18 protein-coding genes are annotated in these 22530 nt (G+C 69.5%); 5 read left to right on the forward strand and 13 right to left on the reverse strand.

Features of this window, described 5'->3' with window-relative positions; all coding sequences use genetic code 11:
• Positions 1–66: 66 nt before the first annotated feature.
• Complete coding sequence (locus tag ACZ6YV_RS05505) at positions 67–1242, forward strand: GGDEF domain-containing protein (RefSeq protein ID WP_465508439.1); 1176 nt, start codon at positions 67–69, stop codon at positions 1240–1242.
• A 12-nt stretch (positions 1243–1254) separates the two neighbouring features.
• Here the strand turns inward: ACZ6YV_RS05505 and ACZ6YV_RS05510 are convergent, their stop codons facing one another.
• From ACZ6YV_RS05510 to ACZ6YV_RS05540, 7 genes are all read right to left on the reverse strand, one after another.
• Positions 1255–6237, reverse strand: a complete 4983-nt coding sequence (locus ACZ6YV_RS05510; RefSeq protein ID WP_465508440.1) for an RHS repeat-associated core domain-containing protein — start codon at positions 6235–6237, stop codon at positions 1255–1257.
• A 34-nt stretch (positions 6238–6271) separates the two neighbouring features.
• Positions 6272–6787, reverse strand: coding sequence for a YbaB/EbfC family nucleoid-associated protein (locus ACZ6YV_RS05515; protein WP_465508441.1), 516 nt, complete (start codon positions 6785–6787; stop codon positions 6272–6274).
• On the reverse strand, positions 6784–7116 hold the full coding sequence (locus tag ACZ6YV_RS05520) for a type VII secretion target (protein WP_378238203.1): 333 nt from the start codon (positions 7114–7116) through the stop codon (positions 6784–6786). Before ACZ6YV_RS05520 ends, ACZ6YV_RS05515 begins: the two co-directional genes overlap by 4 nt.
• Entirely contained in the window at positions 7113–9143 is a 2031-nt protein-coding gene (locus tag ACZ6YV_RS05525) for a hypothetical protein (RefSeq protein ID WP_465508442.1), read from the reverse strand. Before ACZ6YV_RS05525 ends, ACZ6YV_RS05520 begins: the two co-directional genes overlap by 4 nt.
• A gap of 12 nt (positions 9144–9155) precedes the next feature.
• Positions 9156–9569 carry a hypothetical protein gene (locus tag ACZ6YV_RS05530; RefSeq protein WP_465508443.1) on the reverse strand — a complete coding sequence of 138 codons (414 nt, stop codon included), beginning with the start codon at positions 9567–9569 and terminating at the stop codon, positions 9156–9158.
• 30 nt (positions 9570–9599) lie between these two features.
• On the reverse strand, positions 9600–10451 hold the full coding sequence (locus ACZ6YV_RS05535; RefSeq protein WP_465508444.1) for an ESX secretion-associated protein EspG: 852 nt from the start codon (positions 10449–10451) through the stop codon (positions 9600–9602).
• A gap of 212 nt (positions 10452–10663) precedes the next feature.
• Positions 10664–13621 (reverse strand): helix-turn-helix transcriptional regulator, encoded by a 2958-nt coding sequence (locus ACZ6YV_RS05540; RefSeq protein WP_465508445.1) that lies wholly within the window; start codon positions 13619–13621, stop codon positions 10664–10666.
• A gap of 473 nt (positions 13622–14094) precedes the next feature.
• On the opposite strand from ACZ6YV_RS05540, the gene ACZ6YV_RS05545 reads away from it, so the two are divergent.
• Positions 14095–15204 carry a S1 family peptidase gene (locus ACZ6YV_RS05545; protein ID WP_465508446.1) on the forward strand — a complete coding sequence of 370 codons (1110 nt, stop codon included), beginning with the start codon at positions 14095–14097 and terminating at the stop codon, positions 15202–15204.
• Positions 15205–15322: 118 nt separating this feature from the next.
• Here ACZ6YV_RS05545 and ACZ6YV_RS05550 read toward each other — a convergent pair whose 3' ends face one another.
• Both ACZ6YV_RS05550 and ACZ6YV_RS05555 read right to left on the reverse strand, forming a co-directional pair.
• Positions 15323–15727 carry an SsgA family sporulation/cell division regulator gene (locus ACZ6YV_RS05550; protein ID WP_465508447.1) on the reverse strand — a complete coding sequence of 135 codons (405 nt, stop codon included), beginning with the start codon at positions 15725–15727 and terminating at the stop codon, positions 15323–15325.
• A 258-nt stretch (positions 15728–15985) separates the two neighbouring features.
• Positions 15986–16459: an Lrp/AsnC family transcriptional regulator gene (locus tag ACZ6YV_RS05555; protein ID WP_465508448.1), complete on the reverse strand. Its 474-nt coding sequence runs from the start codon at positions 16457–16459 to the stop codon at positions 15986–15988.
• A 153-nt stretch (positions 16460–16612) separates the two neighbouring features.
• Between ACZ6YV_RS05555 and ACZ6YV_RS05560 the strand changes: the two genes are divergently transcribed.
• Positions 16613–17650, forward strand: a complete 1038-nt coding sequence (locus ACZ6YV_RS05560) for a beta-ketoacyl-ACP synthase III (RefSeq protein ID WP_465508449.1) — start codon at positions 16613–16615, stop codon at positions 17648–17650.
• Here ACZ6YV_RS05560 and ACZ6YV_RS05565 read toward each other — a convergent pair.
• Positions 17637–19121, reverse strand: coding sequence for an adenylate/guanylate cyclase domain-containing protein (locus tag ACZ6YV_RS05565; RefSeq protein ID WP_465508549.1), 1485 nt, complete (start codon positions 19119–19121; stop codon positions 17637–17639). The genes ACZ6YV_RS05560 and ACZ6YV_RS05565 overlap by 14 nt on opposite strands.
• Before the next feature lie 84 nt (positions 19122–19205).
• Between ACZ6YV_RS05565 and ACZ6YV_RS05570 the strand changes: the two genes are divergently transcribed.
• Entirely contained in the window at positions 19206–19706 is a 501-nt protein-coding gene (locus tag ACZ6YV_RS05570) for an FBP domain-containing protein (RefSeq protein ID WP_465508450.1), read from the forward strand.
• A gap of 494 nt (positions 19707–20200) precedes the next feature.
• Here the strand turns inward: ACZ6YV_RS05570 and ACZ6YV_RS05575 are convergent, their stop codons facing one another.
• The 3 genes from ACZ6YV_RS05575 to ACZ6YV_RS05585 form a co-directional block, all read right to left on the reverse strand.
• The gene (locus tag ACZ6YV_RS05575; RefSeq protein ID WP_465508451.1) at positions 20201–21016 is read right to left on the reverse strand and encodes a class I SAM-dependent methyltransferase; all 816 of its coding nucleotides are present in this window, start codon (positions 21014–21016) and stop codon (positions 20201–20203) included.
• A gap of 77 nt (positions 21017–21093) precedes the next feature.
• On the reverse strand, positions 21094–21786 hold the full coding sequence (locus ACZ6YV_RS05580) for a FadR/GntR family transcriptional regulator (protein WP_465508452.1): 693 nt from the start codon (positions 21784–21786) through the stop codon (positions 21094–21096).
• Between the two features lie 154 nt (positions 21787–21940).
• A complete protein-coding gene (locus ACZ6YV_RS05585; protein WP_465508453.1) occupies positions 21941–22156 on the reverse strand; it encodes a hypothetical protein in 216 nt (71 codons plus the stop codon).
• A 53-nt stretch (positions 22157–22209) separates the two neighbouring features.
• On the opposite strand from ACZ6YV_RS05585, the gene ACZ6YV_RS05590 reads away from it, so the two are divergent.
• Positions 22210–22497 carry a GNAT family N-acetyltransferase gene (locus ACZ6YV_RS05590; protein WP_465508454.1) on the forward strand — a complete coding sequence of 96 codons (288 nt, stop codon included), beginning with the start codon at positions 22210–22212 and terminating at the stop codon, positions 22495–22497.
• The last annotated feature ends 33 nt before the right edge of the window (positions 22498–22530 follow it).

Consider the following 22530-nt stretch of genomic DNA (forward strand, 5'->3'; position numbering starts at 1 on the left):
CTGAGAGCCTGGGTCCGACACTGGGAGTTATGGTCCGGACCACGTGGCGTACCTGCGGTTTTTCTTATGATGGAAGGGCTTGCGGCCGCAGTCGCCGTAATCGCCTTGCTCCGATCGAACTACACGACCACGGAATTCGTCCGATTTGGATCACTGCTCGGCCTCGCTTTCCTGCAGGCCGAGCTTTCCCGTTCGGTAGAACGGTTGCGGCGGACTCTTTGTGACCGACCGCACATCAACATGACTTCGGTGTGGACTTTCGCGGGGGTGCTCGTCCTGCCGTCGGGGCTCGCGCTCGCCCTCGGACTGCTCATCTACCTGCACCTTTGGCTGCGGGTGTGGCGGGGGATGAGCCACCGCCCGGCCTACCGCGTCGTGTACTGCGCGGCGGCGATCGTGCTCTCCTGCCTGGCATCGGGGGCGATCGTCGCGGGCTGGAACGGCCTGCCCGTCGGGTTCGCCGGCTCGCTGCGGATCGTCGAGGCGGCGGCCGTGTTCACCGTGGCCAACGCGTTCATCGTGGCGCTTTCGGTCTACCTGCACACCGGCGGCCGGTCGCCGCGTTCGCTGTTCGGCACCGGCGACGACAACCTGCTGGAGGTCACCACCCTGGTGCTCGGGACCTCGACCGCGCTGGGCATCGTGCACGCGCCCGCGCTGGTCCCGTTCGTCCTGCTGCCCGTGCTGGTGCTGCACCGCAGCGTGCTGGTGCGGCAGCTGGAGATCGCGGCGAACATCGACGGCAAGACCGGGGTGCTGAACGCGCACGCGTGGCACGTGCTGAGCGAACGGGAGCTTTCGTCGGCGGCCAGGGCGAAGAGCAAACTCGGGGTGCTGATGCTCGACCTCGACCACTTCAAACAGGTCAACGACGTCTATGGGCACCTGGCGGGCGACGTCGTGCTCAAGGTCGTCGCGACGACGATCTCCGAGCACGTCCGCGACTACGACTCTGTCGGGCGCTTCGGGGGCGAAGAGTTCGTTGTGATGCTGCCCGGTGCGACGGAGACCGAGGTGCTCCCCGTGGCCGAGCGGGTCCGGCAGGCGGTGATGGCGATCGAGGTCGAGGTCGCGACGGCGTCGGGGCCGCGGATCGTGCGAGGGCTTTCGGTGTCGATCGGCGCCGCGGTCTACCCGGCGGGCGGGATCGTGCTGGAGCGGCTGCTGCACGTCGCCGACTCCGCGCTGTACCAGGCGAAGAACAGCGGCCGGAACCGCGTCGTCTCGCTCGCCGCCGCCTGACCCGCGACGAGGTCAGTCGGTGTCCATCGCGTTGGGGTCCTTCTTCTTGCCGGTGTCGAGAGGCCCGAAGCCGCCGGCGTCCAGCTTGTCCCAGTCGGCCTGGGTCGGCTTCTTGTACGTCTCGTCGTGGATCCGCGAGACCTCGTCCTCGTAGCTCTCGCGGTTCTGCCGCTTCATCTCTTCGGGCCAGTCCCCGTCCCGGATGGTGTCCCGGGACATGTGCAGTTCCTTGACGTCGTGGCTGGACAGCGGCGGGGTGGTCGCGGTCGTCCCGGGACCGGTCGAGTAGGTGAGGCCCTTCCCGCTGGCGTGGGCGTCGTCGATCATCTTGTGATACGAGTCGTCCGCCATCTTGCCGTCGAGGGTGTTGTTGGTGTTCTTGAACCCGTCCCGGTACGCGTAGTCGAGCTGGTTGAGCTGGATCGCGGTATTCGGGTCGCCGCCTTCCAGTGCGTTGCGCTCGGCGTCGCGGTACTCCTGGCTGTTCTTGAAGCCGCTCGGTTTCGCCGAACCTGCCGTCAGGTCCTGGTCGCCCTTGTTGCCGGTACCGATATGCGAGGAGTGCGCGGGCTTGGCCTCCTGGTAGGCCCAGGCGTGGTTCTCCAGGTTCTTCTGGTCGTGGCTCGAACCCCGGGCGCCGCCACTGCCGCGGCCGATCGCCTCGTAGGGGATCGGGTGCTCGGACTCGTGGGACTGCCCGGAGACCTTGTCCCGGCCGTCGGCCTTGAGGTCGTTGTCGTACTTCCCCGTGAGCCGGTTCTGCTCACGGGTCTTCGCGCCGTGCGTCCCGTCGGCGTAGCTCTGCCGTGGCTGCCTCGGCTTCTTCGGCCCAGGCGTCGGTTTCGGCTTGCTGACCCGGTTGCCCGGCGACTTCTTCTTGCCGAGGGCGGCCTTGGCCAGTGCCTTGGGGCAGGGGCCCACCTGCGGTTTCGTCGCGACGAGACCGAGCGGGTCGATCATGTCCGTCGGGTTGCCGACGTAGGCCAGCGAGTCCGACGCCGGTTCGAGGCCGAGCGGGTCGTGCGAGAGGTACCGCCCGGTGTCCGGGTCGTAGTAGCGCTTGAAGTTGTAGTGCAGCCCGGTTTCCGGGTCGTGGTACTGGCCGGGGAAGCGCAACGGCGTGTACGCCTGCCCCGGCGGCGAAAGCACCTTGCCCCACAACGAGGTGTGCAGATGCCAGGCGACGTTGCCCGCTTCGTCGAGCAGTTCGCTCGGCGAGCCGACGAGGTCGGTGACGATGGCGTGGAAGCGGGCGTCCTGTCCCGGGATCCGTTCGATCTGGGTGATCGGCCGTTCCGTGCCCGGTTCGCAGTCCCAGACGACGGCGGTGCCGCCTCGGATCTCCTCGGCGAGGTTCGAGCCGTCCCAGGCGAAGTCGATCTGTTCGAGGATCCGGCCGTGGAGGTCGAGGTGCTGCTTCGCGATCCGCCGCCCGAGCGCGTCGTAGTGGTAGAGCCACCGCTCGCCTTCGGGCGTGACGACGCCGGTCAGCCGGTCGTCGGAGTTCCACTGGTAGGTCCAGTCACGCCCGAGTTCGCGCCGGGCGATCGTGCGGCCTTCGGTGTCGTGCAGGTACGACGTCGAACCGGCACCGGTCAGCAGGGTGCCCTGGTACTGCCGCGGTCCGACGGCGGGATCCGCGCCGGGCCAGCCCGCCCGCGTGATCGCCCCGGCGAGGTTGTAGCCGTAGCTCTCGCGCCAGCCCTGCCCCTGGATGTCGATGACCCGGCCCGCGCGGTCCACCCGCAGCGACCGCGGCCCCGAGATCAGGTCCGAGATCGACGAGACGAGCCCGTCCCGCAGGTAGCCGTACTCGCGGTGCTGAACGACACCCCGGCCACTGGAAACGGTCTGGGAGGTCAGCCTGTCGGAGGCGTCCCAGCCTTGGCGCAGCTCGACCGGCGTGCCGTCGAGGCGTCGCAGCACTTCACGACCGGAGGGGTCGTATTCGAAGCGCAAGGTACGCCCGGCGGTTCGCAGCGCGACGGGACGGCTCGCGGCGTCGTAGGCGAAGAACGACTCGGCGCCCGACGGGGTGCGGCGGCTGACCCGGCGGCCGGCGGCGTCGTACTCCGAGCGGACCGCCCTTCCGTTGAGGGATTCCGCGACGATCCGGCCCAGCGCGTCGTAGGCGATGGTGACCTCGGAATGCGCGTTGCGCGCCGAAGTCATCCTGTCTGCCGCGTCGTAGGTGAACGTGGCGACGTCGTCGCCCGCCCGGCGGCCGACGACCCGGCCGAGCGCGTCGCGTTCGATGGCGACCGTCTGGCCGAGACCGTTGGCGCGCGACACCAGTTGCCCCGCGGCGTCGTAGCCGTAGCGGGTGGTGCGGCCGTTGAAGTCGGTCTCGCCGATCAGGTTCCCGGCGGGATCGTAGTCGTAGCGCCAGGAAAGGCCGTGTTCGTTGGTGACCGACACCAGCCGCAGCTCGGTGTCGTAGGCATAGGACAGCCGATCGCCGTCCGGGCCGATTTCGGCGGTGGGCAGGTCGAACTGCGAGTACTCGGTGCGCACCGAGAGCCCTCGGGCGTCCACCGCTTCGTCGATGGAGCCTTCGGTGGTGCGGTTCCAGCGCCACACGGCGCCGTCGGGTTCGATCTGCTCGGCGATCTCACCGAAACCGTCCCACTTCGTCCTGGTGACCTCGCCGAGCGGGTCGGTGACCGAGGTGGTCTGCCCGAACGCGTCGTAGGTGTACCGCGTGACCCCGCCGAGCGGATCGGTGACGGAGACCGGCAGGCCCGCCGCGTCGGACTCGATCAGCGTGACCCCGCCGAGCGCGTCGGTCACGACCGCGACGTTGCCCGACTCGTCGTACCCGTAAGTGGTGGTGGCGCCGGTCGGATCCGTGGCGCGGACGACCTTCCCGCGCGCGTCGTACTCGCGGCGCCAGAGGGCGCCGTCCGGTCCGGTCATGCTTGTCCACCGGTTCAGCGCGCCGTACTCCGCGAGCGCGCGGCCGCCGTCCGGCTGGATCACGGCGACGACGTTGCCCTCGTCGCCCGTTTCCCACCGCGTCGTGCGGCCGAGGGCATCGGTGCGGCTGAGCAGCTTGCCGAAGCTGTCGAGTTCGTACCGCGTGGTGTTGCCCAGCGGATCGGTCTCCGCGACGACCCGGTGCAGTTCGTCCAGCTGGTAGCGGGTGACGTGGCCGAGGGAGTTCGTGACCGACGTGACCAGGTTTTCCCGGTCGTAGGAGATGTCGACGTCGAGGAAGCCACCGGTGCCCTGCGCGCGTACGACACGGCCGTCGGAGTCGAAGCCGTACCGGTACGAGCGCCCGTTGACGTCCTCCCAGCGCACGATGCGGCCCGCGGCGTCATAGGTGAACCGCAGAGGTGAACCGGCCCCGTCGACGATCTCGACCAGGCGGCGCCGCTCGTCGTACCGGTAGCTCTGGATCGTGGTTTCCGCGCCGGGCAGGCGAAGCGCGGTGACGAGACCGTCCTTCGACTCGACGAGCAGGCGGTATCCCGCGGTGTGCTCCAGTTCGCGGGGGACGCCGTTGTCGTCGTAGCGCAGGAAGATCCGGTGCCCGTCGCCGACCGCGATCCCGCGCAGGGGAAGCGTGTCCCCGTCGCCGGAGAAGAGCAGCATTCCGTCCGGAGTGGACACGACGTAGCCGTGTTCCACTTTGGACAGTGCGAGTCGCTGCCCGAAAGCCGGGTACACGGGGGCGTCGGACAGGGGGACCGGGTACGTCAGTAGCGACCCGTCGGCGAGCGCGAGATGCAGGCCGTCGTCCTCGACCTCGATCCGCTGGTCCAAAGTGGACGCCCACGACGAGCCGAAGAACCGGCCGAGCGAATACGACGACAGATGCGTCCGCGACACGGTCATCGGCAGGACACCGGCGAACACGACGTCGTCCTGCGTCAGCATCATCGAGCCGGTCGCGACGTCGACCGGGTCACCGCAGCCCTTGCGGTTCTTGGGCGGGACGCCGTTGCCCGGATCGTTGTTGTTGTTCTTGATCCGGTTGTCCGGCTCCGGTTTGGGGGCGCCGCGGTCCTTGGGCGGCGGTGGCGGCGGACTGCCGGACGGCGAGGTCGGCCCGTCCGGCGTCTCGTTCTTCGGCGGAGGCGGCGGCGGGTCGTTCTTGGGTGGCGGCGGAGGCGGCGGATCGTTCTTCGGCGGCGCGCCGGACGGCGACGTGCCGCCGCCCTTGTCGCCGTCGGGACTGCCCTTGGGTGTCGTGCCCTCGTCCAGCTTGTTCGGCTTGGGCGCGGGCGCGCCCTTGCCGGGCTGCAACTTCTTCAACGCCTTGGCCGCGTCGGCGAACAGGTCGTCCGCCCGCTTCAGCAGTGGTATCAGCGCTTTGAGCGCCTTGACGGTCTTCTTCGTCAGGTTCGCGATCTTGCTCGCGGTCTTCGCCACGGCGTTGACCACCTGCGGGACCACCCAGGTCAGCCCGATGCCCAGGGTGAACAGCACCTGCAGCGCCCAGCTGATCATGTGCCCGATCAGCTCGGCGATGATGTCGCGCACCAGCGCGCGCACGGCGGCGACCACCTCGCCTGCCGTCTTCACCCCGCTGGAGGCGCCTTCGCAGCCCGCCTTCGCCGCGTCCAGCAGCGTGGCCGTGTCCTTGGCCCGGTCACGGTAGGTGTCGGCCGCGATCCCCGTCCAGCTCTGCAGATCGGCCGAGACCATCCCGGCCAGATCCGCGCCGACCGCGCCGAGTTCGGTCGCGATGTTCTTCCAGGTCTCGGAGTTCGCGGTGATCTCGTCGACGTCGCCCGCCAGCGCGTCGAGCGCGTCCTTGAGCGGGCCGACGTGCTCCATCAGCCAGCCGACACCGTTCGCGAGAATGGCGCCGAAGGGGTCCATCGCCATCGACAGCGCGTCGAGCGCGGTCCCGACCGCGCCCAGCGCCACCGAAGCCCAGTCGCCGCTTTCGATGGCCGACTTCAGATCGAACGCCGATTCCAGGAGAGAGGAGCCGGAGTAGGCCTTCGTCGAGTCCTTTACGTCAGCGACCAGCGGGTTACCCAAGACAAACCTTCTTCGATGTTCGGGAACGACGGACTCACCAGGGTGAGTTGCCCTCGTCTTCCGGTGCTTCGTGACGCTTCTCGCGAGGCGCCTGCGGAGTCTCGGCGGATGGCGGCGGAGCCGGCGGATCGTCCGCCGGAGGCTCTTCCTCCTCGATCTCCGGGAAGCGGCTGCGCAGGGTGCCGATCATCAGCGACCGGGTCTCCTGGTCCTCGTCGCCGAGCGTTTCCTGCATGACCTCGGAGACCTGGTTCGCGATCCCGGCCTGCGCCTGGTGCATGGTCGCGAGGATCTGCCGCGACAGCTCCTCCAGCGGGTACGTCCTCGCCTTGTTCCCGAATTCGAGGCCCGTCACGCCGCCGTCCGCCCCGACGGTCACCTTGACGGCGCCGTCGGAGCTGGACGCGGACAGCCGCAACTGCTCGGTCCGCTCCTGGGCGGCCGCATAGCGCTGAGCCTTGTCCTCGAGACCTTGGGCCCACTGGTCCATCCGGCGTTCCGCCTCGTCGGGGTCCCGGATGAGATCCCCGAGCTCGTTCCCGCTCGTCACTTCTTTCCTCCGATGTCCAAGGCCTTGAAGTCGGCCTTGAACGGTTCCGCGTTGGTCGTGTCACCGTCCACATAGGACTTGGCGGCGGTGCGGACGTTGTCCGCCGTCGACTGGATGCCTTCGCCCGCCGCCTTGATCGCCTCCGCCGCGCGTTCGCCCGTCGGGTTGATGATCGGCGGCAGGAACGCGCACAGCAGGCCGTACGCGTCCGCCGACATCGCCGAACTCGTCGCGCCGTGCGCGGTGTTCAACCGGTCCACGAGCCCGTCGAGATGGCTCGCGTGCGCGGTCAGGTCGTCCGGCTCGACCTCGAACGAAGCCGCCGTCACTTCCAGTCCTTGTTCTGCCAGTCACCGATCACCGGCGGCGCGACGATTTCGTCGGCGGCGAAGAACGACGGGTCGTCGGATTCGACGTAGTCGGCGACCTTGTGTTCCTTGTCCTCCTGGCCTTGTCCCTTGCCGCCACCGGCGCCCATGCCGCCCATCGCGCCCATGCCGGCGCTGCCCGGCTTGCCGTTCGCACCGGCGCCGGCCGCACGGGCCGCGGCCGCTTCGGCCTCCATCGCGCCCGCGGCGCCGCCCATGCCGAGCGCGCCCGTCGACCTTCCGGCGCCACCGAGACCACCGGCGCCCGAGCCGCCGGCACCGCTACCGCCACTGAAGCCACTGCCGCTGCCACCGGTGCCGCCACTGCTACCGCCGAAGCCGCTGCCGCCGGTGCCACCACCCGGGATGTCCGGGATGTTCGGCATCTTCGGCGGGGTGTACGGCGTGGGCTTGTAGGAGGAGCCGGGGTCCGGGAAGTTGGGGATGTTCGGGCGGCTGATCGGCGGCATCCTCGGCGGGATCGCCGACGGTCCGCCGCTGGTGGGCCCCTGGATGTTCGGCATCTGGATGTTCGGCGGGTTGTACGGCAGGCCGCCACCCGGGCGCGGTCCGCCGCCTTCGGGAATGGGGATGTTCGGCGGGGTGAACGACGGCGGCGAGACGGACGGCGGGGTGTAGCCGGTGGTGTGCGTCCCGTCGCCGATGTCCGGCGGGTTGAAGCCCGGCCTCGACCCCGGCGGGTTGTAGTTGCCGCCGGTCGGCCCGTTCGGGATGGTGGGCATGACCGGGTTCGTGACGGGACCGCCACCAGGGCCGCCGCCACCGGGGAAACCACCACCGGGGAAACCACCACCAGGGCCGCCGCCGGGGAAGCCACCACCCGGATTACCGCCGGGGCCACCCCCGCCCGGTCCGCCGTTCGGCGCGTTGAAGGGGCTCATGCCACCGGGGCCACTTCCCGTGCCGCCGGGTCCGCTCTGAGGCGACCCGTCGAGCGAAGCGGCGATCGTGCCGTCCGAGCCCACGTTGAAGGGGCTGGGGCTCTGCGTGCCGTCAGGGCCGTTGGGCGACATCCGGTCGCGAAGTGTCGCGGGTTCGGCCCCGCCACCGCCGGCGCCGCCACCGGACATGGGGGTGCCCCGCAACTGCGGGGTCGCCTGCGCCGACCGCAGCTTCGGCGGAGCGGGGAACGCCGGGGTGGCGATCGCCGAGCCGACCGTGGTGTCGAAGTCGGTCATCACCTTCGCGGCCTGGTCGCGCGCGTCCTGCTGCTTCTTGAAGGTGCCGAGGTCTTTCCCGAGCTGCGCCATGTACTGCTGCGGGTCTTTGATCGTCTGCAGGTTGGCGTTGGCCTCCTGCACGCTGAACGCCACCGGCGGGTTCGCGTTCATGAGCTTCTGGGTCTCGTTGAGCGTCTGCGAGTGGATCTGCTGCTGACGGCCGGTCAGCGTCGCGCCGTTCGCGGTCGAGCCGAGCCACTTGCCGACACCGGCGAGGTGTTCGCGGGCCGCGTCGCCGCCCTCGCCCTCCCAGTTGGCCGTGCTCGCGTTGATCGCCTTCGCCAGGTTGCGCTGGTGGCCCGCCAGGTCGTTGCCCGCCCGGACCCACTCCTCGGAGGTCTCGCCGACCGCCGCCGGATCCGCGTTGTCCGCGATCGCGGACTGCATCTGCTCGTGGGTGGCGTTGCCCCAGACCGTGGACGGCGGGTCGCCGGGCTTGCGCATGTCCAGGTCCTTCGAGAGACCTTCGCGCGCCTTCTCCAGCTGCCCCTCGTACATCTTCTGCGTGAACTTGTCCTTGAAGCCGTTGAGCGCGGTGTCGCCCCAGCCGAGGAGGTTGAAGATGACGTCGGTCCCGGCGCTGGCGCCCGCCCGGATCTCGTCACCGGAGGCGGCCTTGTCGGCCAGCGGCCCGACGTAGTAGCCGGACGACGAGTCGGCCGTGACGTCGTAGAACGGGCTGTCCTTGTCGTACTCCTTGGACGTCGGGTCGGAGACCTTCGCCGTCTTTTCCGCGGATTCGCTCACAGGTCTCTTCTCCTAGAACTCGGTGTCGATCCGCTTGAGATCACGCTGGTTCTCGTTGTCGCGTTCCCGGTAGTTCTTCTTGGCGAGTTCGATCGCCTCGACGTAGGTCGGGAACTCGGCGCGCGCGGCCTCGAGCTGGGTGAGCAGGCCCTGCGCGTCCGTCGCGGTGCCGTGCATGTGCTGGGACACCCACTGCGCGGTCGCGGTCGAGCTCATCTGCGGCGACTTCTGCAGCTTGGTCAGCGCGCTCCAGCGCTCTTCGAGGCTGTCGATCACACCTTGGAGTGAACGGATCATCTCCTGGCCGGTGTTCTCGTCGACGGCGAAGCCGCCCTGCACCGCCATGCGCTTCAGCTGCGCGCCCGCGAGGGGCGTCATCGCCTTGAACTTCGCTGTCGGCTGTAGTTCTTGTGCTTCCTCGGTCAACGGAGGATCCTCTCGCCGGGTTCAGGAAGGTCAGTAGATGTCAGCGATGGCATCCCGGATCGCGTTCGCCACGCCCGACTGACTGGCCGGGTCGTAGTGACCGATCACGGCGCCTGAGGCTTCGTCGGTCTCTGTCCAGACTAGGTACCGGCCGTCTTCGGTGTCGAGCCAGCTCAGCGGCGTCGACCGGAGACGCTCGCCACGGCGGCCGATGCCGCTCACGATGATGTATCCGCCGCCGAGGCGGGTCCCGGACAGCACCCGCTCCAGGACTTCGAGGTCGCTCTCGTCGTTGCGCGGGGCCGGGGCGTCGGTCCGGGCGCGGACGACGCCGGTGAACTGGAGGTTGCCGAACGCGTCGGTCTCTTCCTCGTCGAATTCGGCTTCGGCCTGGCGGCGCGCGGTCATCGCGGAGACGGCGCGCTCCTCCTTCTGCACGATCTTGCGGCGGCCTGTCGACGCGGGCCGCATCCGCGGCAGGACCCCGGAGAGCACCTCGACCAGCTCTTCGTCGGAGAAGAGCGCGAACTGCAGCTCGTCTTCACCATGGGCCTGCGTGATGCCGAGCGCCTGCCTGCCGTCGGTGAGGGTGAGGACGGCGATGTCCTGGCCGATGCCGTCGATGCCGTTGACCGAAATGGTGATCCGGTGATTTCCCAGCAGCGCGAACGCGGTGCGGACGGCCTGGCTCAGCTCGCCGTTGACCGACAGGCGGCGCTGTTCGAGATCGGCGTAGACCTTCCGGATGATCGCGGTGTACCGCTCCGGGTCGATCGAAGTGTTGCGGACGCGCAACGGAAACAAGCGGACATCGACGCCCAGCGCCTGCCCGACCACTGTCGCCTCTACCGTCCCCAGCGCGAAATCGGCTCGCTCAGCCATGCTTCTGCGCTACTCCCTCGCGGGGGCCGTGCCCCGTCACGATCGGCTGACCTGCAGAGAGGGGGCCGACTTTGTTAATGGCCAAAACAAACTAGCACAGCGCATGACTGTACGGAACCACACGAACACCGCTGAACCCGATGGAATGGATCACAATGCCCGATCGGGCACTTTTCTTGCCCCTAAAGGAATAGCGGCCGCTCACCGCGATGCTACCGGTCGGCCGCCGCGGGTGCGTAAGTCGTCATCCGGCGGGCCACATCCGTCCGCGAACGGGACCCGAGTTTCCGAAGAACCTTCGCGACGTGTTGTTCCACTGTCCGCGGCGAAAGGAACAGTCCGTCGGCTATCTCCCGGTTCGTCCGTCCGTCGGAAAGCATCCTCGCGACCTCGAGCTCACGGGGTGAGAGCTCCTGGCCGTAGCCGCGCCGCCCGCGTTGTGAGGGCGCCCACGCGCCGTGCTCCCGCAGCTGGTGGCGGCACCGGCCGGCGTCCCTCGTCGCGCCGAGCCGCTCGTAGGCCTCGGCGGCCGCCGTGAGCTCCTCGATCGCCTTGCTGTCGCCCGCCGTGACCCGGCCCGCGGTCAGGCGGCCCGCGGTGAGACGGCCCGCGGTGAGACGGCACAGCGCGGCCCGTTCCCGGGCGCCGATGGCCTGGTACGGCATCGGCAGCGCCTCATAGCCCGCCGCCGCCTCGTCGAAAACCGTTGCCGCGGCGGGGTGTTTGCCGCGCGCGTCGAGCAGAATCGCCTGGCCCGCCAGCAGCGCGACCCGGGAGACCGGCGAGTCCTTGCCCCCGACGCCGCGGGCGAATTCCTCGACCACGGCGTCCGCCTCCGACCAGCGCCCGGCCCGCGTGTAGGCCTCGGCAGCGGCGGGGACCAGCGCCGCCGCCCACACCCAGACACCCTTGCGCCGGGCCGCCGCGACGGCGTTGTCGGCCGCCGCGCAGGCGCCGTCGACGTCGTCCGTCGCGAGGAGCACCCTGATCAGGACACCCGCCGCCGAAAGGACGACCGGGATGGGCCCGTGTTCCGGCGCGTGCACGCTCGCCGCGGTCAGATGTCGTTGCGCGGCGGCGAATTCGCCGCGGACGGCGGCCAGTCCGCCGAGGACGAGCGAGGACTCCATGACGATCGGGCCGAGGTCGGGGTAGGCGTCGCGGAGCTGTTCGGTGGCCTCCGCCAGCCCGGACCAGTCGCCGCGCACCCAGTCCAGCCGCACGCGGGTGCCCTGCGCGAGGCCTGCCGCGTAGAGCGCGCCGGCGTCGGTCGCGCGGCGGATCCCTTCCGTGACCAGCTTTTCCGCCCTGGCCAGGTGCCCGGCCCAGGACTGCGCGTCGGCGAGGTTGCACCACAGCCTGGCCAGCTGGACACGTTCGGCGACGCTGCCGCCCTGATCGGACATTTCGGTGAACTCGGTCCAGGCCGAGCCGTCGCCGATATGCGCCTGGCCGGAGATCCGGTCGCCGAGGAGCGCGAGCCGCAGCTCCGGGTCCTCCAGCCGGTCGAAGACGTCGCGGGCCCGGTCCATCCAGGCCTCGTGCCAGGACAGCGGGGTCAGCCCGTCGATCGGCTGGGCGAGCAGGTTGATCCCGCGGGCGGCCAGTTCCGGCTCGTCGACCAGTTCGGTGATCGCCTTCTCCACCTCGACCCGGCCCCGGCCGAGCCGCCCGATCGTGCGGACCAGCAGCATCCCGAGGCTGAGCCGGATCGTCCCGCGCACGCTCGGGCGCAGGTCGGTGAGGTCTTCGAGGATCCGCTCCAGTGTCTCGATGACGTCCGGGCGGAAGCCGCGCAGCGCGACCTGGCTGAGCTTCGTGGCCAGCCGGGCGATGTCGTCCTCGCCGAGCCCGGCCTCGGTCAGCACGGACTGGAGCAGGTCGATCGCGCGCGACGTGTCGCCGTGGACGATGGCCTCGTCGGCGGCGGCTTCGGCGTAGTGGCGCCACTGTTCGGTCCGGCCCGCCGCGCGCGAGTGGTTCGCCAGCAGGGTCAGCGGCGGGACAGCCTGCCCGGCGAGCACCTGGATGGCACGCGAATGCAGCAGGGTCCGCTCCGGACCGCTGATGGTGTCGTAGACGGCCTTGCGGGCCAACGGATGCCGGAAGCCGTAACGGTCGCCACCGAGTTCGCCGAGGACCCCGCCGTCCAAAGTGGACAAAAGGGCCGAGCGGAGCCCGTCGCCGGTGAGGCAGGCGAGCTCGCCGATCACCGAGGGTTCGGACGGGACGGCGAGCACCGCCGCGGCACGGGCCAGCCGGACAGCGGGCTCGGGCAGCGCGTCGAGCCGCTCGGTGATGGCCTCGCGCAGGGAGATCGGGACTTCGAGGCTCTCCAGGAGCCGGTCCGAGAGCACTTCGCCGATCGGCAGCCGTCCGGCGGCGTCCCGCAGCGCCCGCAGGGTCTCCTCGACCACGAACGGGATCCCGGCGGTGCTTTCGTGGAGTTTCGCGGTGAACGGCGCCGAAACCCTCGGCAGGTCCAGCAGTTCCTCCGCCAGCTTCCCGACGGCCTCGACGTCGAGCGGGCCCAGCGTCACGCGGGCTGTCTGGACGTTCGGCGGGGTGCGGAACGGGATCCCGGCGTTCCCGTGCCTCGACGGGGAGCCGGTCCGGTAGGCCGCGACGACGGCCAGTTCGGCGGGCATGGCCGCGGCGAGGAACCGCATCAGGTCACGGGTGCCCTCGTCGGCCCACTGGAGGTCGTCGATCAGGACGAGCGCGGGGCCGCAGGCGATCAGGAGTTCCCGGACGGCGCGGAACTGGCGGTGCCGTTCGGCGCAGCGGTCGGTGAGTGGTTCCGGTTGGGGTGGAAGGCTTTCCGCGAGTTCGGGCAGCAAGGGTCTCAGTACCCCGGCGACCGGGCTGAGCGGCCCGAGCGGACGGTCGCCCGCCGAACGCAGCGCTTCGAGCACCGGTCCGAACGGGAACGGCTCGCGCATCGGCTGGCAGGCGCCCGAGAGCACCCGGGCGGACGCGAACTCACGGCGTCCGGCCAGCTCTTCGAGCAGCCTGCTGCGGCCCATCCCGGGTTCGCCTTCGATCAGCACGGCGGCCGGACGGCGCAGCAGGATCTTCACGATCGCCGAGACCTCGACGTCGCGGCCCACGAGTGCCGTCGATCCGGCGCGGACCGAAACCGAGGTCGGGCGAGGGGTGGCAAGCCACATCATGCGCTCCTCGGTAGGGAGTTCCCGGTGAGCCCGACACGATCTTGTGCGTTGTCCTGCGGAGCCTAAGCACTGCCTACCCGGCCGTAAACCACCCAACACGGCCTTACCGGGCATCCGGTTAGGCCGTCCGCCGACGCACCGTCACCGGTTGGACGAAGGATCGTCGGTTGGAAAATCACCGGACGCCCGAAACGTCGGCGAGAAACCCGATCCGGCGATTCATCCCACGTTCAGGGGGTGGCAATGACTACGCAAGGTATTCACTCCGAAACCCTACTTACGGACGTGTCCGTACGGGTGCCTGCTCTAGGTGACCACCCCTGGAGCAGCGGATTCAGTCCTCGAAGAATGGGTATACCTATCCCGCGCCGATCCGGATTGCGGGCCTCGCCGGAGTCCAGAACTCTCACCCGTCGGGGGAGGGCTATCGCATGGCGAACCGGAGCCGTGCGTGATGACGAGGGAGAAGCATGAAGATCACGAAGCTCCTCGGTGTGGCCGCCACGGCAGCACTGGCCACCGGCGCGCTCGTCACGGGTACCCCCGCGGCGGCGTCCTCGGACACACTGCTCGACGCCACTCTGCTCAATCAAGAAATGGTCCCCGCCCTGCAACGGGACCTCGGCCTGACCGCCGGGCAGGCACTCGCCCGGATCCAGGGCGAGACCGCCGCCGGCGCGCTCGAACAGTCACTCGCCTCGGCGCTCGCCGGCAGTTTCGGCGGCGCGAGCTACAACGAGGCCACCGGCAAACTCCGCGTCGGCGTCACCGACGCCGCGAAACTGGGGCAGGTCGTCGCGAGTGGCGCGGAAGCGGAACTCGTGCGCTTCTCGGCCGCCCAGCTCGATTCCACTGTGGACAAACTGAACGCGGGTGAGCGCGCGGCGGACGGCGCGATCACCGGCTGGGGCGTCGACACCAAGAGCAACCGCGTGACGCTGAACGTCCTGCCGGGCAAGGGCGGCGTCGTCGGCACGTACCTGGAGAAGACCGGCGTGGACAAGGCCGCCGTCTCGGTGGTCGAGACCACCGGGGTGCCGACCCTGAAGTACGACGTCCGCGGCGGTGATGCCTACTACATCAACAACTCTTCGCGCTGCTCGATCGGCTTCTCGGTCAGCGGCGGCTTCCTCACCGCCGGACACTGCGGCCCGGGCACGGTGACCGGCTCCAACCGGGTCGCGATGGGCTCGTTCTCCCGCGTCAGCTTCCCGAGCAACGACTACGCCAGCGTCCGGGTCAACAGCAACTGGACGCCGCGCGGCGTCATCAACAACGGCACCCGCGTGAGCGGCTCGAACGTGGCGGCCACCGGCGCCTCGGTCTGCAAGTCCGGTTCGACCACCGGCTGGACCTGCGGCACCGTCGGCGCCAAGAACCAGACCGTCCGTTACTCCGAAGGCACGGTCTACGGCATGACCGCCACCAACGTGCACTCGCAGGCGGGCGACTCCGGCGGCTCGTTCATCGCGGGCAACCAGGCCCAGGGCATGTTGTCCGGCGGTAACAGCTCGGTGACGTACTTCTTCCCGGTCCGGTCGGCGTTGTCCGCGACAGGGACCTCCCTGGTCCTCGGCTGACCGCTTCCCGGTCACCGAGAACCACGGAAAAGGACGAAGGGCGGGCCGAGTGCCTCCAGAGCACTCGGGCCGCCCTTCGCCCCTTTTCCGTACCGCGGGAGCGGTGGCTGGGGGGTGGTTACACGTTGCTGATCTCCTCGATCAGCGCCTCGACGTCGAAGTGCTCGCTCTCGGAGCCGAACGGGACCAGCTCGTAGGTGGACTCGAGGAACGTCTCGACGTCCTCGCGCTCGAGCTCGAACGACGCGTAACCGTCGGGTGACTCGATTTCCAGCGTCAGCATCGCCTCGTCCTCGGAGAGGTCGGGGCGGACGCGGACGTCGCCGAGCCCGGCGGGGTCGGTGAGACCCGTGGCGAGCAGCTCACGCGCGAAGGTCCACTCGACCCACCGGCCGCGCTCGGTCCGGAACGCCACGGTGACCGCGAACGGCTCGCCGGCGTGGAAGGACAGGCGGGAGAGAACGGGCGTGCTGCTGTTGTTCAGCAGAACGAACTGGCTCTGGTGAATTGCGTCGGTGTGCACGGCCACTCCTCGGTGCTCTCGTGGTTCGCGCGGCGCGAACTTTTCGTCTCGGGGAGGAGATGGCCGGACGCGGGCCCGATGACGCGAACATCGCCACGTTCACGCTATCGGCTGCATATGTCCATAGTGGTGTAACGCCGGGCACAGACCCCTTGCGTTCGGGCCGATACCCGTGGTGACGAAGCTCCGAGCCCGCCCCGGGCGTTGCGCAGGGTGCAACGTTCCACTGAGGACTGTCCTCTTTGGATCTCCGGGCGCTCAGGAGTCCAGCGGCAGCGTCAGCCCCGTCTTGACCCGGTCCATCGCCACCGACGTCGTGAAGTGCCGCACGTTCGGGTTGTCGAAGAACATCCGCCGCGTGAACACCTCGAAGTCCGCCATGTCCCGGCAGGTCACCACGAGCACGAAGTCCGCGTTGCCGGTGACGTAGTAACACTGCTGGACGTTGTCGTCCGCGAGCACCTGCCGACGGAACCCGTCGAGCACCGCGAGGTTCTCCCGCTCCATCTCGACCATCACCACGAACGTCATCGACAGCCCGAGCGCCCGCGGCGACAGCACCGCCACCTCGCGTTCGATCACCCCGGTCTCGCGCAGCCGCTTGATCCGCCGCTGCACGGCGGCGGCGGACAGCCCGACCTTGGCGCCGATGTTCTCGGCGATCATGCGGGCGTCCGACTGCAGGCAGGCGAGGATGGCGACGTCCAGGCGGTCGAGGTCGGGTGTGTGCACCAAGCCAGGCTAACCGGACGACTCGCCGGGGCGCCTGCTCTTTGATCGCGCCGTCGAGCGGCGTGGATCACCCCATCGGGGAAGGTGGGATTCTTTGAATTGTGACCCGGGACACAACTGGCGGGTCTACTGAATGGTAGCGCTTACAAGTGAATGGCAGACCTCGCATTTACCCCGCGAAAGGATTTCTTGGTGCCCTCATCTCAGGCGGCCGTTCTCGCCGGTCTCGGCTCTTGGCTGCCTCCGCGCGTGGTGGGCAACGAGGAGATCGCCCAACGGCTGGACACCTCCGATGAGTGGATCCGCTCGCGGACCGGCATCGCCGAACGCCGGGTCGTCGACCCCGGGACGTCCACTGTGGACCTCGCGGTCGAAGCGGGGCGCCGGGCGCTGGCGTCGGCGGGGGAGAGCGAGGCCGACGCCGTCGTGCTCGCGACGTCGACGGCCGATCAGCTGTGCCCGGCCAGCGCGCCGCAGGTCGCGACCAAGCTCGGGCTGAACGGCGTCGCCGCGTTCGACGTCAACGCCGTGTGCAGCGGGTTCATCTACGGGCTCGCCACCGCCGCCGGGCTGATCGCCGCCGGGATCGCGCGCCGCGTGCTGGTGATCGGCGCGGACGTCTTCACCTCGCTCGTCGACCCCGAAGACCGCGGCACGGTGCCGATCTTCGGCGACGGCGCGGGCGCCGTCCTGCTGCGCGCGGGGGACGCCGACGAGCTCGGCGCGCTCGGCCCGTTCGACCTGCACAGCGAGGGCGAGCTCGCGGAACTGCTCTGGGTCGAGGCCGGCGGCGCGAAGAACCGCAGGTCGGAAGACCCGCGTGACCACTATCTGGTGATGCAGGGCCAGACCGTCTTCCGGCACGCCTGTGCCCGGATGGCCGAATCGGCGCGGGCGGTGCTGGATTCCGCCGGCTGGGTGGTCGGCGACCTCGACCGGTTCATCGGGCACCAGGCCAACATCCGCATCCTGCAGACCTGCGCGAAGCAGCTCGGGCTCGCGGAAGACGTGATGTATTCGAACATCGAGAAGGTGGGCAACACGAGCGCCGCGTCGATCCCGATCGCGCTGGCCGACGCGGTCAAGGACGGCTCGCTCCAGCCGGGGAACAGGGTCGCGATGGGGGCCTTCGGCGCCGGGCTCACCTGGGGTTCCACGCTGCTGCGCTGGCCGGACGTCATTCCGGGCTGAGCGCGCTCGCCTCCCAGGTCAGCGTCGGTTCCCGTCGTCCGCGCAGCTCCAGTTCCGCGGCCGGCTCCCAGTGTGAGCGCTCGCTCTCCAACGCGGCCTTGAGCACCGCTTCGCTCGCCAGGATCCGGCCCTCGGCGGCCTTGGCGTACTCGGTCAGGCGCGCGGCCTCGTTCACCGCGTCGCCGATGACGGTGTACTCGAACCGGCTGCTCGTCCCCAGCTGACCTGCGAAAACACGTCCGCTCGCGACCCCGATGCCGAGGTCGAGCTCACCGGTCTCCCGCACGGCGTCCCGGATCGCCCGTGCGGCCGCAAGCGCTGCCGTCGGCGCGTCCGCGAGCCGGGTCGGCGCGCCGAAGACACAGAGCGCGGCGTCACCCTGGAACTTGTTGACCAGCCCGCCGCGCGCCCCGACCGCGAGGACCACGCTGGTGAAGAACCGGTTCAGCATCTTCACCAGGTCCTCCGGCGGGGTGCGGCTCGCCAGGGCCGTCGAATCGACGACGTCGACGAACAGGGCCGTCACCTCGCGCACGTCACCCGACAGGGAGGCGCCGTACTCGAGCGCGTGCCGGGCGACCTCGTCCCCGACGTGCCTGCCGAAGAGGTCCCGCATCCGCTCCTGCTCGCGGAGCCCGGCGGCGAGGTCGTTGACCGAGGTCTGCAGCAGGCCGATCTCGCTGGAGTCGTCGACCTCGACCACGATCTCCTTGTTGCCGTGCGCGATCTCGTCGAGCGCGACCCGCAGCCGGTGCAACGGGGTCGCGACGGCCTTCGCGAGCAGGCCCGTCCCGATCGCGCCGACACCGAGCCCGATCACCGAAAGCAGGATCAGGCTCGCGACGTGGTCGCCCTGGCCGAGGTCCGGCGGCGTGGCCACCAGCAGCACCCCGAGGAACGGGACGCCGCTCGCCAGCGACCAGGTGACGACCACCCTGGTCAGCACGGTGACCTTGAGCGTCCCCTTCGGCGGGGTCACCTTGAGCGCGATCGTCATCACCGGGCGGGCGACCCACTCCGCGGCGAGATAGGTGAGGCCGACCGTGGTCAGCCCGCCGAGCCCGATGACCAGCGCCATCCCGAGCGCGTCCAGCCAGGACCCGAGCACCCGCGCGAGCGCGCCGAGCAGGATCGTGCCGATCAGCCAGAGCGTCCCGCTCACGATCCCCATGTCGACCGGGATCCGGAGCGCCCGCGCGGCTTCGGCCTTCGTCGGCGGGCGGCCGAAGACGAACCAGACCGCCGTGCGCCGCTGCAGCCACGCCGTCCACACGGTGCCGACCACCAGCGACAGCGCCACTATCCCGGCCGCGGTGACCCCGAGGATCCAGCCGCGGTCGCCGACCTCGCTCGGCAGGCCCTGCAGGAGCAGCAGCAACGCCACCACACCGGCACCGCACACACTGGACCCGAGGCCGAGCGCGGCGAACCCCAGGCTGGTCCTGAGCACCAGCCGGAACCGGCTCGACATCGTCTTCCCGCGCACCCGGTGATCGTATGACCTCCGCCGGAAAACAGTTCGCCAGTTCTCGCGCGCGGTGGTTACCGTGCGGGTATGGAACCGCTGGGCCAGGACGAGATCAGGGCGTCCTTCGTGAACTGCACGCGCGGCGAGGCCAAGGGCGTCACGCTGCCCGCCCGCCCCGACGAAATCCCTTGGGAGAAAAGGGAATTCCTCGGCTGGCGCGATCCGAAGGCCACCGCCAGGGCGTATGTCGTGCTGCCCTATCTCGGGGAAACCATCGGACTGTCCCTTCGCGCCGCGCCCCGGCCGAAGGGCCGTGTCCTGCTGAGCAACATGTGCGGCCTGTGCACGACGACACATCCGCTGTCCGGCATCGCGCTGTTCTCGGGGCGCCGCGCGGGGAAACCCGGGCGGGAGGGGAACACGCTGGGCATCTACGCGTGCACGAACCTCGCGTGCAGCCAGTACATCCGCGGCGAGCTGACGCCGGACGTGCCGCAGCCGGTGGAGACGCTCTCCCTCGAGGAGCGCGTCTTCCGGCTGGAGGACAAACTGCACCGGTTCGTGGAGCGGGTACTGGAGTCACGCTGACCCAGCGGCTGCTGCCCGCTTTGGACGGGCTCCAGCCCGAATCGCCACTCGCGACCGGCTCGGTGCTTTCGCTCCACCGCGAGCCGTCCACCTGATCACGCGCGTCGTCCACCCAGTCACGTGTGTCGTCCCTCCAGTCACGCGAAACCGCCCGGTGGTCGTGTCGCGAAAGCCACTTTCGGGGCATTGGACGTCGCGAAAGTGGCTTTCGCGACACCTTTTGGCGCTGACCCGAATCGCCACTCACGACCATCCGGACCACCTCGGTACCAGCCCTGGCCCCGCTTGAGCTACGTGACGGACCGGCCCCGCGAGCAACCGCACCCGGAATCCAGCAGGTACCCGGTGCACCCACCTCGCTTTCACAACGTCGGGATCCCCTGCCCGACCCTCAGGGCGGATCTCGCGTGATCAGGGACCGAACACGCGAGTTCCGCCTCCAGTCACGTGAGTTCCGTCCCTGATCACGCGAGTCACGCCTCCAGTCACACCGCTCAGAACCGGAACCGCAGGATCCGCCCCATCTTCTTGAACGCCGGGAACCGCCCCGCGACCCACAGCTGCGCCCGCAGCGACGTCGAAAGCCGGTCCTTCACCTCCGGCGTCGCGTAGTCCGTCGAGTCGAGCTTCGAGACCAGCGTCAGCCCGAGCCGTTCCAGCTCGGAGATCTCGTCGATACCCCAGTACAAAGTCGCGTTGGCCTTGCGGACCACGGGGTTCAGCTTCTGCAGCTTGATCCCCAGCCTGCTGAACGTGTCGAAGACCATTTCGCCGCCCTGCGGGAAACGCGCGATCAGCCGCCGCAGCAATTCCTCGCCCTCGGCGGGCTGCAGATACATCGTCAGCCCTTCCGCGATCACCAGACCGGGTTTGTCCGACGGGATCTCGTCGATCCAGCCGAAGTCCGTCACGGACGTGCCGATGGTCCGGTACCCGTCCCGCTCCGGGTAGATCCGGGCGCGCAGGTCGACGACCTCGGGGTAGTCGACGTCGAACCACCGCACCGAAGGCGGCGGGTCGAGGCGGTACACGCGGCTGTCCATCCCGCAGCCGAGGTGCACGACGGTCGCGTCCGGATGCGCCCGGAGGAACGACGCGGCCCAGTCGTCCATCGGCTTGGCGCGCAGCGCGACCGTCAGCCCGAGCTGGCCGTCGACGCCGAGCGAGCCGAAGTCGTAGTCGATCTGCTTGACGGCCTCGTCTGCGGCCTTGTCGCCGAGGATCGGCCGCTCGCTGCGGGCGTCGAGCGCCCGGCCGTACAGCGTGGCCAGCATCGTCGCCTTCTCTTCGGTGAACCGGACCTTCTCCACCGCACACCCCCATCAGAAGTTTCACAAACTTCTGAAAACAATACTCGCGCGGGGGCGGCCTGGCCATCAAGGAAGCGTTAATCCCGTGCCGTGTAGTCGTGGACGTAGGTCTTGGCGTCGAGCAGATGCCGCCGGGTGATGTCCCGTGCGGCCGCCGCGTCCGAACGGCGGATCGCTTCGAGGATCGCGCGATGCTCGTCGACGGCCTTGCGGATCTGTCCCGGAAGCCGCAGCGCCGCCCGCCGCTCCTCGCCGACCAGGGAGAGCACCGAACGCAGCAGATCGGTGACGTCGTCGTTGCCGGCGTTGCCCGCGATCACCCGGTGGAATTCCGCGTCGGCCGCGATCACGCGCAGCATGTCGCCGTCGGCCGCGGCCTGGTCCATCTCGTCGACGGTGCCTTCCAGTCGCTCCAGCACCCTCGGCGTGTGATCGAGCGCGAGCCGCTCGGCCAGCGTCGGCTCGACGGTGGTCCGCAGGTCGAACAGCTTCTCGACCAGTTGCTCGTGCTCGGAGAACCAGCCCCGGAGCGGCTGTTCGTCGAGGTTCTCGCGGACATAGGTGCCCGAACCCGGCCGCACCTGCACGTAACCGATGGAATCCAGCACCCGCAACGCCTGCCGCAGCGAACCGCGGCTGATCCCGAGCTGTTCGCAGAGCGCCCGTTCGGCGGGCAGTCTCGACCCGGCGGCGAGCTTGCCCGAATCGATCATCGTGCGCAGATGATCGACGGTCGCACTCCACACCTGCTCGCGCTCGTCGTCGGCCACGGGCCCATCCTCGCAGGTTCGCCGGATCGCCCGGAAATGTCGGTGGAGGGTGTCATCATCTGACGATGACTGGGGTGGCAGGGCTGATCAAGGCATGGGTGCACGGCTGGGCGCTTTCCCGCGGCGTGGGAATTCCGGTGGCCGAGCCGGACGGTTACCGGCTCGATGTCGGGCGCCCGGGGCACCGCGTGAGATACGTACTGGCCGACGCCGGGTCGGTCGAGAGCCGGGCCCGCGCGCTGACCGAGCCCGGGACTTGGCTGAAGGTGAGCGCTTCGCGTGAAGAGGTGGCGAAAACCGTTCCGTCGAGCTGGGAGGTCGGCCCACCGGAGTACCTGATGAGCGCTCCGCTCGCGGTGCGTCCAGTCATGGCCGCACCTGAGCCGTACCGGGCGGAACTGGTCGGCGACGGCGTGGTCACCGATGTGGTGGTGCGCGCCCGACGGCTCGCGCGCGGCCACCGGCCGGGTCGCGATCGCCGGCGGCACGGCGGTGATCGATCAGGTCGTGACGGAGCCCGAGCACCAGCGGCGAGGGCTCGGCCGGTTCGTCATGCGCAGGCTCGACGAGGTGGCTGTCGCCGCCGGGGCGGAGCGAGCGGTCCTGGTCGCGACGGAAGAGGGACGGGCACTGTACCTGTCGCTCGGCTGGACGGTGGACGCGGAGATCACCGCGGCTCATCTGCCGGAGAGAGAACCGAACAAGACATAACGGGCCCGCTGAATGTTCGACTAGACACATCCA

It is taken from the genome of Amycolatopsis sp. NPDC102522, assembly GCF_055584485.1.

What these genes read in the sequence shown, in the direction of transcription:
- ACZ6YV_RS05505 (WP_465508439.1), top strand. Translation starts at nt 67, where the DNA reads ATGATGGAAGGGCTTGCGGCCGCAGTCGCCGTAATCGCCTTGCTCCGA.
- ACZ6YV_RS05535 (WP_465508444.1), bottom strand. Translation starts at nt 10,451, where the DNA reads ATGGCTGAGCGAGCCGATTTCGCGCTGGGGACGGTAGAGGCGACAGTG.
- ACZ6YV_RS05540 (WP_465508445.1), bottom strand. Translation starts at nt 13,621, where the DNA reads ATGTGGCTTGCCACCCCTCGCCCGACCTCGGTTTCGGTCCGCGCCGGA.
- ACZ6YV_RS05545 (WP_465508446.1), top strand. Translation starts at nt 14,095, where the DNA reads ATGAAGATCACGAAGCTCCTCGGTGTGGCCGCCACGGCAGCACTGGCC.
- ACZ6YV_RS05560 (WP_465508449.1), top strand. Translation starts at nt 16,613, where the DNA reads ATGGCAGACCTCGCATTTACCCCGCGAAAGGATTTCTTGGTGCCCTCA.
- ACZ6YV_RS05565 (WP_465508549.1), bottom strand. Translation starts at nt 19,121, where the DNA reads ATGTCGAGCCGGTTCCGGCTGGTGCTCAGGACCAGCCTGGGGTTCGCC.
- ACZ6YV_RS05570 (WP_465508450.1), top strand. Translation starts at nt 19,206, where the DNA reads ATGGAACCGCTGGGCCAGGACGAGATCAGGGCGTCCTTCGTGAACTGC.
- ACZ6YV_RS05585 (WP_465508453.1), bottom strand. Translation starts at nt 22,156, where the DNA reads ATGACTGGACGCACCGCGAGCGGAGCGCTCATCAGGTACTCCGGTGGG.
- ACZ6YV_RS05590 (WP_465508454.1), top strand. Translation starts at nt 22,210, where the DNA reads ATGTGGTGGTGCGCGCCCGACGGCTCGCGCGCGGCCACCGGCCGGGTC.